This window comes from Nocardia sp. NPDC058480 (genome assembly GCF_042720495.1).
Taxonomy (GTDB): domain Bacteria; phylum Actinomycetota; class Actinomycetes; order Mycobacteriales; family Mycobacteriaceae; genus Nocardia.
Genome location: NZ_JBHXMN010000001.1, coordinates 482,339 through 497,171, shown reverse-complemented (window position 1 = coordinate 497,171; position 14,833 = coordinate 482,339). Strand labels below are relative to the sequence as shown.

Below are 14,833 nucleotides of genomic sequence, written 5' to 3'. Positions count from 1 at the left end.
ATGAGTTCAACGACGTCTCATGCGGTCGGCTTCGAGCTTCGCTCCGGAGAAACCTGGCGTGACCCCTGGTCCATGTACTCCGCTTTGCGTGAGCACGATCCTGTGCACCGGGTGGTCCCCGCCGAGCAGGCAGGCAACGACTTCTACGTGCTGTCGCGGCATGCCGATGTGTGGACGGCGGCGCGCGACCCCGCGACCTTCTCCTCCGCGTCGGGACTGACCGTGGACTACGTCGACCTGGCGGCCGCCGGGTTCGGCGCCGTCAAGCCGTTCGTCTTCATGGACCCGCCAGAGCACACCGATTTCCGGCGCCGGGTGTCACCGGGATTCACACCGCGCCAGGTGAATTCGGTCGAGCCCGCGGTGCGCAAGTTCGTCGTCGAACGCATCGAGCGGCTGCGCGCGGCGGGCGGGGGCGACATCGTCAAGGAGCTGTTCAAGCCGCTGCCCACCATGGTTGTCGCCCACTATCTGGGTGTGCCGGAACAAGATCACGCCAAGTTCGACGCGTGGACCGAGAACATCGTCGGCGGCGCGGTCGCGGGGGCCGGGCTGGCCGCAGGCGACCAGCACGCCTTCACCGCGGTCGGTGAAATGGTCGGCTACTTCAGCGAACTGATCGCCCGTCGCCGCGTCGAACCGGGCGACGACACCATCTCGCACCTGCTGGCCTCCGGCCTCGGCGCCGACGGCGACAACGAGGGCCTGGTCGCGATTCTCGGCTTCGCGTTCACCATGATCACCGGCGGCAACGACACCACCACCGGCAACCTCGGCGGCGCGGTCCAACTGCTCACCGCCAACCCGGACCAGCGGCGACTGCTTATCGACGATCCCGCGCTCATCCCGGATTCCATCGAGGAGTTCCTGCGGATGACCTCGCCGGTGCAGGGCCTGGCCCGCACCACCACCCGCGATGTCGAACTGCACGACACCACCATCCCCGAGGGCCGCCGCGTCCTGCTGCTCTACGGTTCGGCCAACCGCGACGAACGCGAATTCGGCCCCACCGCAGCCGAACTCGACATCCGGCGCAACCCCAAGCGCATCCTCAGCTTCAGCCACGGGCATCACCATTGCCTCGGCGCGGCCGCCGCCCGCATGCAGGCGCGAGTGGCGCTCGAGGAACTCCTCACCCGCTGCCCCGACTTCACCGTCGACCTCGACGCGGTGCAGTGGGCGCACGGCAACTATGTGCGCTGGCCCATCTCGGTCCCGTTCCGCGCGGCGAGCTCGGCGTGAGCGGCGACTGGCTGGCCACCGATCGGGCGGATCTGGCGGCCGAACGCATCCTCGACGCGGCCGCGGAACTGTTCGCCGAACACGGGGTCGCCGCGGTCGGCATGGGCGACATCGCCAAGGCGGCCGGGTGCTCGAGGGCCACGCTGTATCGCTACTTCGACAATCGCCAGGCGGTGCGAATCGCGTTCGTGCACCGTGAAACTCGCCGTATCGTGGCGAGCCTCGACGACCAGGTCCGCCATATCGCCGACCCCGGCGAGCGCGTCATCGCCGCGATGCTCGGCGCGGTCGAGGCGGTCCGTGCCGACCCCCTGCTCATCGCCTGGTTCCGGCCGGGCGATTCCGGCGCGGCGAGCCGAATCAGCCAGGACTCCGATGTCATCGAATCCCTCGCGGCAGCCATGTTCACCGACACTGACCTGAGCGACCCCGAACGCAGCCGTCTGGCCCGCTGGCTCACCCGGGTCATCGTCTCCCTCCTTGCCACCCCCGGTCGAGACGAAACTGACGAGCGCGCCATGCTCCAAGATTTCGTCGCCCCGATCATCACCCGCACCTTCGTCTGATCGGGGCCGCCGGGCGACCTGTCTCGTGACATCACCGCCACGACCGCGCTGGTCGATGTCCGGCGTCGCGGCGTCCGTCAGTCATCGAATTAGAACGTGTTCTATATTTGAGGGAAAGTTCCGGCGATCCCTCGGGAGTTCACGACATGTATCAGTGGTCCGATGAAGACCTGATGTTCCGCGACGCGGTGCGTGGCTTTATCGCCAAGGAGGTCACCCCGCACATCGATCAGTTGGAAAGCGGCGCGCTGCCGCCGTTCGACATCATCCGCAAGTTGTTCGCGACGTTCGGGCTCGACGAGATGGCGCGGGACGGGCTCGAAAAGGCCTTCGCCCGTGAAGAAGCCGGCACCGGCGCGGCCAAGTCGAGCGGCGGATTCAGTGGCGCGGGCAGCATGGGCGTCGTTCTCAACAGTGAACTCGCCGGTGTCAGCCTCGGCCTGGTGGCGTCGATGGGGGTGAGCCTCGGTCTCACCGCGGGCACCATCCGCAGCCGCGGCACGCTCGCTCAGAAGAAGCGCTGGCTGCCGGAGCTGGTCACCATGGCCAAGGTCGGGGCCTGGGCGATCACCGAGCCCGATTCGGGTTCGGACGCCTTCGGCGGCATGAAATCCTACGTCCGCCGTGACGGCGAGGACTACATCCTCAATGGACGCAAGACCTTCATCACCAACGGTCCGCACGCCGACGTCACCATCGTCTACGCCAAGCTGGATGAAGAGGACGGCGTCGACCGGCGCGACCGCAAGGTGCTGGCGTTCGTACTCGACAAGGGCATGCCCGGCTTCGTGCAGAGCCCCGCGTTCAAGAAGATGGGGATGAACTCCTCGCCCACCGGCGAACTGTTCTTCGAGAACGTCCGCATCACGCCGGACCGCCTGCTCGGCGAAACCGAGAACCCGGCGAAGGGCGACGGAAAGTCCAGCGCCAAAGAGTCTTTCGCGGCCGAACGCATCGGCATCGCCTCGTTGGCGCTCGGCATCATCAACGAATGCCATCGCCTGAGCATCGATTACGCCAAGTCCCGCAAGCTGTGGGGCAAGGAGATCGCGCAGTTCCAGCTCATCCAGCTGAAGCTGGCCGAGATGGAGATCGCCCGAATCAACGTGCAGAACATGGTGTTCAACGCCATCGAGCGCACCGCCGCGGGCGACCAGGTGACCCTCGCCGAGGCATCGGCGATGAAGCTCTACTCCTCCCGCGCCGCCACCGAGGTCGCGATGGAGGCCGTGCAGCTGTTCGGCGGCAACGGGTACATGGCCGAGTACAAGGTCGAACAGCTGGCCCGCGACGCCAAGTCGCTGATGATCTACGCGGGCAGCAACGAAATCCAGGTCACCCATATCGCCAAGGGACTGACCGCCGGGTAGTCCGCCGGCGATCCGAGCTCGCGGCACGCTCCGGCCCCGGAGCGTGCCGCCCGTTTCGTGCCGTGTCGGTCGGTTTATTTCAGCTATTCGTGCAGGTAGTCCGCTCGTATACTACGAAGATGCGAATCCACCGGAATGCTTTTGCCGGCGCCGTGGTGGTCGCCGCCGCAGTCGTCGCCCTCGCGCCATCGACTTCGGCCACACCGTCCTCCGGCGTGAGCGTCGAACCGCTGACCCTCATCGATGTGAGCGAATTCAGCCCCTTCGCCTCGCTGCCGAGCACGTTCACCTTCCGGCGGATCACCATCGCGCCAGGGGGAACGCTCGGGTGGCACTATCACGACGGCAACGTCCTCGCCGTCGTCACCGCGGGCGCGGTGACGCGCTACGAGACTGACTGCGTGCCGGTCACGTATTCGGCGGGCCAGGGACTGTCCGAGACCGTCGGGCCCGCTCACGTGCATGTCGGCCGCAATCTCGGCAGCGGGCCTGCGCAGATGTACGTCGCCTACCTCAATCGCGCGGGGGAACCACTCTTCGTCGACGCCCCCGCCCCGGACTGCCCGTAGCCGTTTTCAGGCGCCCGGCGGCGCCGCGAGCACCTGCGCGTGCACCGTCAACGGCGTCCGAGCCACCAGGGGCGAGAGCACGGAGTCTCCGACCCTGGTGGCACCGGGTCGGCTTATGCCCCGCAAGTGTTGCGAGCTGGGGCGCCGTAGAACATCTGGTCGAGCAGCGGCTGGGTCCACAGGAAGTTGGCGGCGTATTCGTTGATGTTGTGGCCGGGGCCCAAGCCGGACAGGAAGTCCGGGACCGGGGAATTGACGAGGTCGACGGTGGCGCCGCGTGAACACCAGCTCTGGGCCACCTTGCGGGCCTGGTCGGCGGGCACGATGTCGTCGTTGTCGCCGGTGATGATCAGGACTGGTGCGCTCGGCGTGCCGTTACCGACTCGGTGTTCGTCGAGAATCGCGCTCAGCACGGGGTTTTCGATCAGCAGCTCGGCGATCGGACGCCCACTGGTGGTCCACTGCCGCGATTGCTGCAGACCGTAGGTGAAGGTGGTCTCGAACAGGCACTGGTTGCGGACAGTGTCCAGCATGGCCATGCCGGCCGGGTTCAGTATTGCCTCGATCTCGGGCACGGCTTCGGGATAGACGGCCATCACGCTGTTGAGGTAGTAGCCGATGGCGCCGGAGATCAAGGTGCCGTCGAAGTAGCTGAGCACGTCGTCGAGGTGCGAGACGGGCGCACCGGCGAAGGTGCCGCGCAGATCGAGTTCGGGCGCGTAGGTGCCGGCGGATTCAGCGGCGGCCGCCGCCGCGCCGCCGCCTTGGGAGTAGCCCCAGATTCCGACCGGACCGTTCGCGGGGATGCTGGTACCCGGCAGACGCTGTGCGGCACGGGCGGCATCGAGTACCGCGTGCGCTTCGGCGGCACGATTGAAATAGGTGTGGGTGCCCGGGGTGCCCAAGCCCTGGTAGTCGGTTACCACCACGGCGATGCCGCGCGCGAGCAGCAGATCGATGAACGCGGTCTCGTATTCGAGCATCACGTCCAGCAGCGGGCTGTAGTGGATCAATCCGGTGAGCAGCTTGGAGGGCGCGCACTGATCGCCTTGACCGTGGGTGCCGACCGTGAAGGTGACCAGTGGGCGTTCGCCCGGCCCGGTCCACGGCATGAACGGATCAAGAACCGTTGCCGAGACGGCCATCGGGGCGCCGAGCGCGTCCACGCTCTGGTAGCTGATGAGGGTGGACCGGGCCGGCACTGTCGGGATCGTCACCGGTTGGCTGGCGATGATGTCGCCAGGAGCGGTCGACGGCAGCGGATGCGCCGAATAGGGGTTGGCCACGGCGATCGGGGCAACCGCTGGTTGCGCGTGCGCGGGTGCTCCGCACAGCACAGCGACGGTGGTGGCGAGACAGCCGACCATTATGGTCGGCCGCTTCAGCGCGGAGAGGCTGAAGGCGAAATTCATCGTAGAGCTCCACAGATCGAGGGAAGAGCAGGTGCGCGTCGATGTCTGATCACACGCGCTGCCCCGCATCCCCTGATCATCTCTGCACCGCACCTAATCGGGCATCGGCAATTGTCAGATTTACAACATAATCCAGCCGATGGTCAAATATCGCTGATCGCGTCGATGCTCGCGACGAACCGCTCGACACTGTCGAGAGCGCCTCGTGCCTCCGATAGCTGTGCGTAACCCATCTGGAACACATGGAACATGCCGGACCACACCTCGAGCTCGCATCGTCCGCCTGCTGAGCGCAATGCCGCGGCATAGATTTCGGAGTCCGAGGCGAGAACTTCGCTCCCGCCTGCTTGCAACAGCATCGGTGGCAGGTCGGGTCCGACCGCGCCGAGCACATCCAGGCGCGGATCACTGAAATCCGCCCCCTTCAGATAGGTCTGCATGATCCGCGGACCAGTCTTGCCGGAGATGAACTGATCCCACACGAGTTTGTTGTGGACTTGGGCCAGTTGCCAGGTCGGGTCGACGACGCTCGAGAACCCGACCACCGCGGCGGGCTGTTCGAGACCGAGTTCGCGCAGTTGGCCGCACAGCCCCAAGGCGAGGTGGCCGCCGGCTGAATCGCCCATCACGATGATCTCGCTCGCCCGGTGTCCCTGTTCGATCAACGCCAGGTAGCCATGGAGAACGTCGTCGTGGGCGGCCGGGAAACGGTACTTCGGCGCCAACCGATAGCGCACGGCGAAGACGGGTCGATGCAGTCGGCGCGACAGTTCCGAAACCAGGCCGCGATGGGTCCACGGGCTGCAACTGATGTATCCGCTGCCGTGGATGAAATAGATCAACCGGCCGCCGGGCTCCGGCTGCCCGCCCACCCATTCGCCGACGGTCCTGCCGTTGGGCCCCCCGGCATCTACCGTGGTGTGCGGGAGTGTCGGACCGAACCACATCCGGCAGGCCACGATCTGCGTGAAACGGTAGCCGTAAACCCCGATCGACGAGTGCAGCGGAAGTAGCCACAGTGTCGGTCGAACGAAGATTCGCGATGCCCAGATGGTCAACCGTGCGGCGAATGAGCGTTTCACGGTTATCACATGATCATCAGCGCCGGTGTGTACTGCCATGTCGATCTCCCCAATTATTCTGTACGGGCATCGGATTCGCTTGTCGGCGGCTCGGATTACCGGGTGGGGACGGTGATGGTGCCGTAGTCGAGGCCGCCGTGGCTGAAGGTCGGCACCACCGGCCACTGCCGCTTCCAGTTCGCGCACTCCGAGGACGGAATGATCTGGCGCCACTGCGGGTTTCGCGGCGACGGGGAGGCGAGAGTCTTCTCCTTGACCATGGAGTCGTACTGGTCGAGGGAGTCTTCGAGCGTGTTGGCGTTGAGCACGACTTCGCGCCCATAGAACTCGGCGGTGCGGCGCACGCCGGGGATCTTCGACAGTTCGGGTTGCCAGCTGTCGGCGGCCATCCCGTTCTCCGAGGACACCCACACCCCGTCGGGGGTGTTGACGACCAGGGAGTGGTTGCCGTCGGTGTGGCCGGGCGTCCACAGCAGGCTGACTCCGACGCCGAGTTCGACGTCGCCATCGAAGATCTCGAGCTTGTCTTCGGGGACGCCGTTCATACCGCCGTCGACATACCATGCCCACTGCATCGGGTGCATGGATTCGAAGGTGCCCAGCTCGCTGCGGTGCACGACCAGTTTCGCGTTGGGGAACAACGGCTCGCGCGGCTCGGACTCGCCCTCGATCGGCTCGCTGCTGCCCACGATCATGCGGGGGTCCTGCACGTGGAGGTGGTCGAAGCTGATGTAGTCCACGTCGGCATTGGTCAACCCGAGCCGGGGCAGTACCTGATCGGGGTCGTTGTAGTACTTGACGAACAGTGATTCCAGGCCGATCCGGCGGCCGAAGCGCTGCAGCTGGCCGTAGAACGGGGCTTCGGCCGACCCGGCGGCCACGGTGGGTTCCCACACCAGGGTCTTGAGCTTGCCGTCGAATCCCTCGAACTGGATCACGAACATGCGGTTGATGATCGAGATGAAGGGGTTGACGCTGACCGAGTAGTTCTGGAACGCGAACTGCGCCGGATACGGTGCTGCGGCGATGTCGAAACTCTTGACCGCGCGCACCTGGCCCTGGCGCACGAAGCGTTCCCGGTAGTTCTCGGCTGCCTCGCGGATGGCGTCGAGCCGCTTTCCTCGGGGCCAGATGTCATGGACGCCATCGAATTCCGGGATCGGACGCAGGGTGGCGGATTCGGTGGTGGTCATCGGTCCTTCTTCGGGTCGGTGGTGCCGGACAAGGCGCGGGCTTCGTACTGGTCGCGGGTGCTCGAGCGCTCTACGGCCTCGACCTGGTTGGGCACTGCGCGGCGCAGCACCAGATCGCGCAGCGACTGCGGTAGCAGGGTGGTGACGCGGACCAGCAGGTCGATGGTCGAGGGGATGGCTACCTGGAATCGCGGGCGGCGCAGCACCCCCACGACGGCGGCGGCGACATCGGCGGGCTGCAGCCGGGCGGTCGCGCCGCTGTCGGTCCCGACCGCGAGTTCGGTGTCCACCACGCCGGGCATGATCACCGACACATGCACGCCACTGCCGCGCAGTTCCTCACGAACCCCGGTGAGGTAGCCGAGCACGCCGTGTTTGGTCGCGGCGTAGGTGGACTCCCCGGGCGGGGCGAGCTTGGAGGCGGCCGAGGCGACGGTGACGATGTGGCCGCTGCCGCGGGCGCGCATCTGTGGCGCGACGAGTCGCACACCACGGATCACGCCGTGCAGGTTCACCGCGAGCATGCGCTCGGTCGCGGACTCGGGTTCGTCGCCGAAGGCCCCGACCCACATCACCCCGGCATTGTTGACCAGCACATCGAGCGGACCCCACAGGTCGGTGACATCGGCGAGGAACCGGCGGTAGGACTCGGTGTCGGTCACATCGAGAGCGAACGCACGCACCTGTCCCGGCAGCGCTTGCGCGGTCGCCTCGGCGGCCTCGGCGTCGCGGTCGCCGATCGCCACCCGCGCACCGGCCTCGGCGAGCTGGCGCGCGATCTCACGCCCGATGCCCTGCGCGCCGCCGGTGACCGCCACGATGCGCCCGGCCAATGGTGTTCCCGTCATGGCATGCCGCCTTTCTCGGATGGGGTTCGACTGCCACGAGCCATGTTGGGCAATCGCGATTGTCAAAAGTTGTTCAGCTAGTATTGCACCTCATCGGCAGGAAGGAAAGGCCCAATGACCAGCCCAGGACCCTCCGGCCCGAAACTTTCCAGCCGCAAGTACTCCGGCGTAGCGCCGGAGGAGCGAGTGCGCCTGCGCCGCGCGGCCATCCTCGAGTCGGCTCTGGAGCAGTTCGGTACCTCCGGCTACGCGGCCGCGTCGATCAAGCAGATCTGCCGCGGCGCCGGCGTCACCGAGCGCTATTTCTATGAGTCGTTTCCCAACCGGGAGGTCTGCCTCGCCGCCCTCTACGACAACCTGGCCGAGGCGATGCGCGCGGCGACCATCACCGCGCTCCAACAGGCCGAACCTGATCTCGATGTGCTTACCGCAGCAGGACTCGACGGCTTCATCGGATACCTGACCAGTGACCCACGCCGCGCGCGGGTAGTTCTCATCGAAGTCGTCGGCGTCTCACCGGACATGGAACAGCGTCGTCACCGGGTATTACGCGATTTCGTCGACACCGTGACGGCCACCTGGATGACAGGCACCCCCGCACGAGCCCAGCGGCTGACCGCGACAGCACTGGTCGGCGGTGTCAACCACCTGCTGGTCGACTGGTTGATGGACGGGCGCCGTGACGACCCCACCGACCTCGTGGCGGTGTGCGTTGACCTGTTCGCTGCCGCTCGCACGCAGTGGGAGGCCGTTGCTACGTCCTCTCAACACGACTGACCATCTGGAGGAGTCCCCTTCAAGGACGTGATGCGCAACAGCCCACCGTTCTCGCGGACGGGCCGTCCGTGGTCGGAAACACCGAGTGCACGGGCAACGTATCGATGGTCTGGTGCACCGCGGTCGGGTCGACGACTTCGGGAGTGTGCCAGGCCGCGCCGGCTCGCCCCAGAACGGCATCGCCACTGATCAATGCTTCAATGCTCACGATGGTTGAACTGTTCGCGGCGATGAGGTGTTCGAGTCAGCTGAGCCGAGTCGTTGCGATTGCCATGCGAGCACCGTGTGCGAGCAGCCCTTCCTCGGTCAGGTTCGAAGCTTGTTCGAGGAATTCGTCACGTAGGCGCTGGAGCTGGCGTGTGTCGATGAGGGTGGCGTCGTAGTAGGAGTCGACAGCGGACTGCCATGTCTGCTCTGGCGTCGCGTGTGGACCGTGGCTGATCTCGGTCCAGTCGATGGGCTGGAATCCGGCAGCTGAAGCCAACTCGTTCAGCCCCTCTCGGGTGCGCGTACGGCGGTCCCCGAGTGAGGGCATCGACCCCGATTGCTGTGCACTGGCGAAGATCGGTCGCGCCACCTCCAGAAACAGCGCGCGTCCGCTGCTGTCCGCGGGCTTGAGCCCGACCGAGATCGCCAGCCTGCCAGCCGGTTTCAGTACTCGAGCCGCCTCCGCAAAAACCTGTTCGATCTCTGCCATCAGCATCAACGCCATATGGGAAATCACGGTGTCGAACGAGTTGTCAGCGAATGGGAGCTCCTGGGCCCGTCCCTGCCGCAAATCTGCGCTGTACAGCTCTGGTCTCTGCATGGCGGCCGAGAGTTCGACGTCGGACAGGTCGATGCCGGCGAGTCTGGTCGCGCCGTTTCGGGCTAGGACCGCGAGCAGGGAACCGTCGCCGCAGCCGAGATCAAGGACTTCCTGAGCGTTCGGAACCTGGTCGGCAAGATACTGATAGCTGGATCGTCCGTCGGGCAGCGGGTTCGCGACGACGTATCGGCTCATCGCCCCCGGCAGCTGGTTGTGCGTCCGCCGGTAAAAGTCTTCGCCTGCACGGATCTCGTTAGCTGCGGTCACGATTCGAACCTAGTTCATCGCGATGGCCCGAGAGCACACGCTGAAGATATGAGCACCGAGATCTCCTCCGACGAAGACCTCGAATCGGTTGCCGCCGCCCTCGATGTCAAAGCGCGACGGGCGTCCTCACGTCGATAACCTGCGATGAAAGAGTGCCCCCACAGGGACTCGAACCCTGACTGTGCGGATTTTAAGAACCTCCGGCTCGGTCCGGCGACACCCCGGTGACCTGCGGAAATATGCAGCGGCAGCTCTCAAAGTCCCACTGGCCTTGTGGTTTTGGCCGGTTTCCGGCGGCCTTGCGCGGGGGCTAGCGGCCTCTAGCGGGAGCGGCACAGCCCCTAGCGGGGTGGGCCGGAGCTGGGGCTGCGTCTCCGCAGGTGGGGGACGTTTTCGCTCGCAATGCGCGGCTGAATGGCTGACACGGTGCGGTCCGGCGGGATGCGCTCGGGCCACAGCACTACCCCGATGATCACAGCCAGTGGCAGGCCCACCGCAACGACGAACCCGAGCGTGATCACCCGTCTGCCCGCCCGCTGGTCTCGCCCACGGTCATGGGACATCCGTCGCGCTGTTCGGCTGCGGTGAGCCACGCGGCTACGTTGTCGAGCGAGCCGTGGCAGACGACCCGGAACGGGCTGTACAGCTCCCACCCGTACGGCGGTTCGGGTGCCCGGCGGATTGCCATCGACCGGCACGCGGCCCGTTCGGTTAGCGCATCAAGCTGAGGTTTGATCGCTTCGCTCATCAGTCCCCCTGGTGGGTCATTCGTCAATGCGCCCGCCGCCGGGGAACCGGTACCGGGCCGGATCAGCCCGGCGGCGAGGCAGTACGAACGCTAGGCGGGCAATCTCGGCGCGCACTATGACTTTGCGAGGCTTTGCGAATGATGTTGATCCCCGGGCACAATTAGAAGGACGATTGCGAGGTACGTTCGTCTCAATCGCAAAGGCGGCTCCAATGCACTCACACTTGAAACTGCGACACGTCGGCTCGGGCTCGGGTCACGGCTCCTGCCCGGCGGTATTCGCCGCCGAAACCGGCGAGCTGGTGATCCAGGGCAACATCACCGACCGCGCCGGGACGGTACTGGTGCCTCATGCGCTCCTCGGCTGGCTGGAGCCGGGTATGAAGCTGCCGGTGGAAGCCAGCGACGCCCCCGGTTCGTTCCTGGTGAGTGGCGAGCAGATCACCGCGCCCGAAGTCCTCGCACAGCTCATGCTCGACGATGACGAGACGGCCGTGGTGGTGCGCTGATGCTGCACGTCGCCGGTGACGGGATTTTCGCGCCGCTGTTCCGCGCGGCTCGGCACCGCGCCTTTCACCTGGAAGTGCAAGACACCTACGGCGTGGCCGATGAGGTTGAAGCGCTGCGCCGTTGGGCGGCAGGCGAACCCTACGAAACCGAGGAACAGCCCGAGTCCTGGAAGGCTTGGGATGACCTGATGGTGGAGACGGCCGGGCGCGGCATCGCGCTTGAGCGGTTGCGCGTGGTGACCGTGCCGCACTCGGACTACACGCGGTGGCTGCTCAGCGAGACAGAAACCCGGCTGGAAGTGGGGGAGGCGGTGCGGTGGTTGCCGCGTCACCTTACCGACCCGGCTGAGGTGCCTGGTGATGACTACTGGCTGTTCGATGATGACACCGTGGCCTTCACTACCTTCGCGGCGACGGGTGAGTTCATGGGCCTGTCGATCACCACCGATCCTGCAATCGTTGGCCGCTGCGTGCAGGTGCGGGTGCCGTTGTGGCAGAAGGGAATTGATCACACTCAGTACGCCAACAGTGAGCACGCGCACGCGCCGTGAACGCTGTAGATGACGCACGGGCCGCGCTCGGTGCACGCCTTCGGGAGTTGCGCCGGGGTGCCCATTTGTCTGGCGTCGATCTCGCTGCTCGGTGCGGCTGGCATTCCAGCAAGATCACCCGCATCGAGCGCGGTCAACAAGCCCCCACCGAAGCCGACCTAGCGCTCTGGTGCGAGGCGTGCGTCAACCTTGCCGTACTAGACGATCTCGTTGCTAGCGTGCGCAATCTGCGCTCGATGTACTTGGAGTGGCAGCGCACCGTAGCGGCAGGCCACGCCCACCGACAGCGCCAATCCATCGAACTCGAGGGCCAGACGCGCCTCATTCGGTGGTTTGACCCCGACACTATGCCCGGCCTGTTGCAGACTGAGGGCTACGCGCGGGGCATATTGCGCGCCTGCATCGCAATCACTGGCGGCCGTGATGATTTGGAAGAATCGGTAGCGATGCGGATGGCCCGGAAGCGCGTTCTACAGCGCGGTGGGCACCGCTTCCACATCCTGATCGGTGAGGCAGCGCTACGCCGGACCGTGGGCGACAGCGCGGTGATGGCCGAGCAGCTGGAAAGTGTTCTGGCTGAGCTGGACCGGCCGAACGTCCGGCTTGGTGTGATCCCGCTGGAGGCTGAATATCTTGCGCCTGCAACGAATTTCGTGCTCTACGACCGCGTGCAAGTGGTCACTGAGACTGTGAGCGCCGAACTCACTATCACCCGGCCGTCTGAAATTGCCTGCATGAGAAGACCTTCGGTCTGTTGGCAGACCAGGCAGCCTACGGCGAACCCGCCCGCGCGCTGGTCAACGTTGCGTTGGACCTGCGCCGGGCGGGTTCGTAGCCGAGCTACCCGGCCGACCGCCGACCGCCGACCGTCGACCGAACAGCGACACCACGTTGCCGCCTACGTTGGCACCTCAGCGGACGGCAAGTTCACGGGTGCCAAGCTCGGTGTGCGCTACACCGCGCCGGGTGGGCGTGAGGTTGTGTGAGGTTCACCCAAGGCCGGGTAGTTAGCGTTTTCGCTTGTCATGCAAGAGTTTCCGCTGACCATGCGGTAGCGCTGTAGAGGCCTGGGCCGAGTTTGTGGATGACACCGTCGTCGGCCCACCGGGTTAGCTGTCTGTACATGGTGTTGAGGGTGATGTCGCCGAAGTGAGTGGCGATGTCGCGGGCTCTCCATAAGCGGGTGGGCTCGGTGTCGAGCAGGTCCAGGATCCTGTGGCGTCTGCGCTGTTGCGGGGCAACGCGGCCGTCGTGGCGGGAAATGGTTGGCAGCGGCGGTAGTTCGGTTTCGGGCACGATGATGGCGAGGTCGAGATTGGTGACGGTGCGGCTGGTGTCGGGCCGCCCGTCGTTGAGGCGCTCGTTGTAGCGCGATATCGGTGATTTCACCTTGCGGGTGCTGACCCGTTGTCGGCGTGGCGGTAGCAAGTTGCCCAGGACCCGCACACCGATCCGCCCGAGAAGACCGGTCCCGGTGGGAACGACCCCGTCCGCGGTGAGGACCTGGTCACGGGCGGTATGGAAAGCGATGGCGAAGCTGCAACGGTCCGGATCGACACCTGGACGAGATTCCGCAGCGTCGACCATCACAACGCGCAGCACTTGGTACAGGGCTAGTAGTGCCCACATTTCCTGTTCGATGCCGACGGGGTCGCCCGAGCGCAGGACTCGTCCGGCCATGATCGTGTGGCGTAGGGCGTAGTAGGCGGATTCGTGTTCCCATCGCTGGTGGTAGAGGGCTACCAGCCTCGTTGCTGGGTAGGCGCGGGCGTCGGTCAGGGTCGTGACCAGTCGGTAGCTGGCAGTGAACACGGTGTCGTCGACGCAGGTCACGGTGATCTGGGCGTCGATGATCCGCACCCCGATACCGGCGATGACTGCGAGGTAGGAGCCGTCGCCCAAGCGGGCCAAGACCGGGATTCGCCGGTTGCTGCGTGCCCGACCCAATACTTGGGCGCCGGTCGCGGCGACGTTGACGAGGAAGTCGTTGCTGTCGAAGCCCCGATCCCACAACACCAGCATGTCCGGGCGTAGTAGGTGCAGCAGCTTGGCGGCGTAGCCGGTCTCGCCCAGGTCGGTAGGCCCAAACACTGCCCCGATCACCGCGCGGGTGCCGGTCTCGACCAAGCGTCATCAGTTCCAGCATCGGGTAGGGGTAGTGGGCGGTGGCTCGCAGCCAGGCCCGGTTGCGGGCGGTGGCGGGCACTTTCTGGGAGGTGCAGCCATCGAATGACACCATCCGATACCGCCCGAACCGAACCCCCGGGGTCGAGGGCTGTGCTAACGGCCCGGCCAGCACATCGAACAACTTTCGCATCGGCGCGACACCTACCCGACGACGCAAGTCCCGCAACGCTTTCGCGGTTGGGGCGGGCAACGGTATCCCGGTCAGCGAAGCGGTGAGTTTGTCCCAGACCGCCCGATAGCCCACCTCGGGGAACAGGCACATCGCTAGCAGGAAGTAGACCCCGACCCGCGACGGGAGATCACGCAACCGGCGCTGCACCGACCGGGTTTCCTCCAATACCGCGTCGACCAGTTCGAAGGGCACCACCACGGTCAACTCGCCGAGATGACCGGCCGCGAACCTGCCTGCGGCCACGGTCACAGTCCGGGTGAACGCCGCCAACGCGGGAGGCAGGGGAGAATGAAAGGGCAACGGAGCTCCTCGGGAACAGGCTGTCTTGGTCGACTACCTGAACCAACGAGCTCCGTTGCCCTATGCCCAGAATCTTCAAACTGCTTGCGCTACCAGCGAAAACGCTAACTACCCGGCCTTGGAGGTTCACCCCGGGTAGTGGGGGCCCGCCGTGGGGGGCGGGGGATGCAGGCACGCAAGGGGGGCGACCGACAACGGGACCGCAACAACACACCACCCACGGGGGGGGTGT

The 14,833-nt window shown here is 65.8% G+C and carries 15 protein-coding genes and 1 pseudogene; 8 read left to right on the top strand and 8 right to left on the bottom strand.

The features are described from left to right. From ACFWO8_RS02355 to ACFWO8_RS02340, 4 genes are all read left to right on the top strand, one after another. A complete protein-coding gene (locus tag ACFWO8_RS02355; RefSeq protein ID WP_378940695.1) occupies window positions 1-1,242 on the top strand; it encodes a cytochrome P450 in 1,242 nt (413 codons plus the stop codon). Beyond that, window positions 1,239-1,808 (top strand): TetR/AcrR family transcriptional regulator, encoded by a 570-nt coding sequence (locus ACFWO8_RS02350; protein WP_378940694.1) that lies wholly within the window; start codon window positions 1,239-1,241, stop codon window positions 1,806-1,808. The genes ACFWO8_RS02355 and ACFWO8_RS02350 overlap by 4 nt, the downstream gene beginning before the upstream one ends. Window positions 1,809-1,954: 146 nt before the next feature. After that, complete coding sequence (locus ACFWO8_RS02345; protein ID WP_378940693.1) at window positions 1,955-3,178, top strand: acyl-CoA dehydrogenase family protein; 1,224 nt, start codon at window positions 1,955-1,957, stop codon at window positions 3,176-3,178. Window positions 3,179-3,297: 119 nt separating this feature from the next. Then, on the top strand, window positions 3,298-3,747 hold the full coding sequence (locus ACFWO8_RS02340) for a cupin domain-containing protein (RefSeq protein WP_378940692.1): 450 nt from the start codon (window positions 3,298-3,300) through the stop codon (window positions 3,745-3,747). Window positions 3,748-3,860: 113 nt separating this feature from the next. On the opposite strand, the gene ACFWO8_RS02335 is transcribed toward ACFWO8_RS02340, so the two are convergent. The 4 genes from ACFWO8_RS02335 to ACFWO8_RS02320 form a co-directional block, all read right to left on the bottom strand. Then, window positions 3,861-5,159 (bottom strand): alpha/beta fold hydrolase, encoded by a 1,299-nt coding sequence (locus ACFWO8_RS02335; RefSeq protein ID WP_378940691.1) that lies wholly within the window; start codon window positions 5,157-5,159, stop codon window positions 3,861-3,863. A gap of 143 nt (window positions 5,160-5,302) precedes the next feature. Beyond that, complete coding sequence (locus ACFWO8_RS02330) at window positions 5,303-6,241, bottom strand: alpha/beta hydrolase (RefSeq protein ID WP_378940690.1); 939 nt, start codon at window positions 6,239-6,241, stop codon at window positions 5,303-5,305. 95 nt (window positions 6,242-6,336) lie between these two features. Then, entirely contained in the window at window positions 6,337-7,434 is a 1,098-nt protein-coding gene (locus ACFWO8_RS02325; RefSeq protein ID WP_378940689.1) for a hypothetical protein, read from the bottom strand. Next, window positions 7,431-8,282 carry an SDR family oxidoreductase gene (locus tag ACFWO8_RS02320; protein ID WP_378940688.1) on the bottom strand — a complete coding sequence of 284 codons (852 nt, stop codon included), beginning with the start codon at window positions 8,280-8,282 and terminating at the stop codon, window positions 7,431-7,433. The genes ACFWO8_RS02325 and ACFWO8_RS02320 overlap by 4 nt, the downstream gene beginning before the upstream one ends. A gap of 114 nt (window positions 8,283-8,396) precedes the next feature. On the opposite strand from ACFWO8_RS02320, the gene ACFWO8_RS02315 reads away from it, so the two are divergent. Then, window positions 8,397-9,059 carry a TetR/AcrR family transcriptional regulator gene (locus ACFWO8_RS02315; protein ID WP_378940687.1) on the top strand — a complete coding sequence of 221 codons (663 nt, stop codon included), beginning with the start codon at window positions 8,397-8,399 and terminating at the stop codon, window positions 9,057-9,059. 244 nt (window positions 9,060-9,303) lie between these two features. Here the strand turns inward: ACFWO8_RS02315 and ACFWO8_RS02310 are convergent, their stop codons facing one another. Together ACFWO8_RS02310 and ACFWO8_RS02305 are read right to left on the bottom strand one after the other, a co-directional pair. Continuing rightward, window positions 9,304-10,134, bottom strand: a complete 831-nt coding sequence (locus ACFWO8_RS02310; RefSeq protein ID WP_378940686.1) for a class I SAM-dependent methyltransferase — start codon at window positions 10,132-10,134, stop codon at window positions 9,304-9,306. Window positions 10,135-10,651: 517 nt separating this feature from the next. Next, window positions 10,652-10,882 (bottom strand): hypothetical protein, encoded by a 231-nt coding sequence (locus ACFWO8_RS02305; protein ID WP_378940685.1) that lies wholly within the window; start codon window positions 10,880-10,882, stop codon window positions 10,652-10,654. A 212-nt stretch (window positions 10,883-11,094) separates the two neighbouring features. Between ACFWO8_RS02305 and ACFWO8_RS02300 the strand changes: the two genes are divergently transcribed. The 3 genes from ACFWO8_RS02300 (at window position 11,095) to ACFWO8_RS02290 (ending at window position 12,928) form a co-directional block, all read left to right on the top strand. Then, window positions 11,095-11,391: a hypothetical protein gene (locus ACFWO8_RS02300; RefSeq protein ID WP_378940684.1), complete on the top strand. Its 297-nt coding sequence runs from the start codon at window positions 11,095-11,097 to the stop codon at window positions 11,389-11,391. Next, window positions 11,391-11,942 (top strand): DUF6879 family protein, encoded by a 552-nt coding sequence (locus tag ACFWO8_RS02295; RefSeq protein ID WP_378940683.1) that lies wholly within the window; start codon window positions 11,391-11,393, stop codon window positions 11,940-11,942. Before ACFWO8_RS02300 ends, ACFWO8_RS02295 begins: the two co-directional genes overlap by 1 nt. 65 nt (window positions 11,943-12,007) lie before the next feature. Further along, window positions 12,008-12,928, top strand: a complete 921-nt coding sequence (locus ACFWO8_RS02290) for a helix-turn-helix domain-containing protein (protein ID WP_378940682.1) — start codon at window positions 12,008-12,010, stop codon at window positions 12,926-12,928. Window positions 12,929-12,965: 37 nt separating this feature from the next. Here ACFWO8_RS02290 and ACFWO8_RS02285 read toward each other — a convergent pair whose 3' ends face one another. Then, window positions 12,966-14,069, bottom strand: a complete 1,104-nt coding sequence (locus tag ACFWO8_RS02285; protein ID WP_378940681.1) for a transposase — start codon at window positions 14,067-14,069, stop codon at window positions 12,966-12,968. Window positions 14,070-14,253: 184 nt separating this feature from the next. Then, window positions 14,254-14,544, bottom strand: a pseudogene (locus tag ACFWO8_RS02280) (transposase domain-containing protein); the annotation flags it as partial. Window positions 14,545-14,833: the final 289 nt, after the last annotated feature.

What these genes read in the sequence shown, in the direction of transcription:
- ACFWO8_RS02355 (WP_378940695.1), top strand. Translation starts at nt 1, where the DNA reads ATGAGTTCAACGACGTCTCATGCGGTCGGCTTCGAGCTTCGCTCCGGA.
- ACFWO8_RS02345 (WP_378940693.1), top strand. Translation starts at nt 1,955, where the DNA reads ATGTATCAGTGGTCCGATGAAGACCTGATGTTCCGCGACGCGGTGCGT.
- ACFWO8_RS02340 (WP_378940692.1), top strand. Translation starts at nt 3,298, where the DNA reads ATGCGAATCCACCGGAATGCTTTTGCCGGCGCCGTGGTGGTCGCCGCC.
- ACFWO8_RS02335 (WP_378940691.1), bottom strand. Translation starts at nt 5,159, where the DNA reads ATGAATTTCGCCTTCAGCCTCTCCGCGCTGAAGCGGCCGACCATAATG.
- ACFWO8_RS02325 (WP_378940689.1), bottom strand. Translation starts at nt 7,434, where the DNA reads ATGACCACCACCGAATCCGCCACCCTGCGTCCGATCCCGGAATTCGAT.
- ACFWO8_RS02320 (WP_378940688.1), bottom strand. Translation starts at nt 8,282, where the DNA reads ATGACGGGAACACCATTGGCCGGGCGCATCGTGGCGGTCACCGGCGGC.
- ACFWO8_RS02315 (WP_378940687.1), top strand. Translation starts at nt 8,397, where the DNA reads ATGACCAGCCCAGGACCCTCCGGCCCGAAACTTTCCAGCCGCAAGTAC.
- ACFWO8_RS02305 (WP_378940685.1), bottom strand. Translation starts at nt 10,882, where the DNA reads ATGAGCGAAGCGATCAAACCTCAGCTTGATGCGCTAACCGAACGGGCC.
- ACFWO8_RS02300 (WP_378940684.1), top strand. Translation starts at nt 11,095, where the DNA reads ATGCACTCACACTTGAAACTGCGACACGTCGGCTCGGGCTCGGGTCAC.
- ACFWO8_RS02295 (WP_378940683.1), top strand. Translation starts at nt 11,391, where the DNA reads ATGCTGCACGTCGCCGGTGACGGGATTTTCGCGCCGCTGTTCCGCGCG.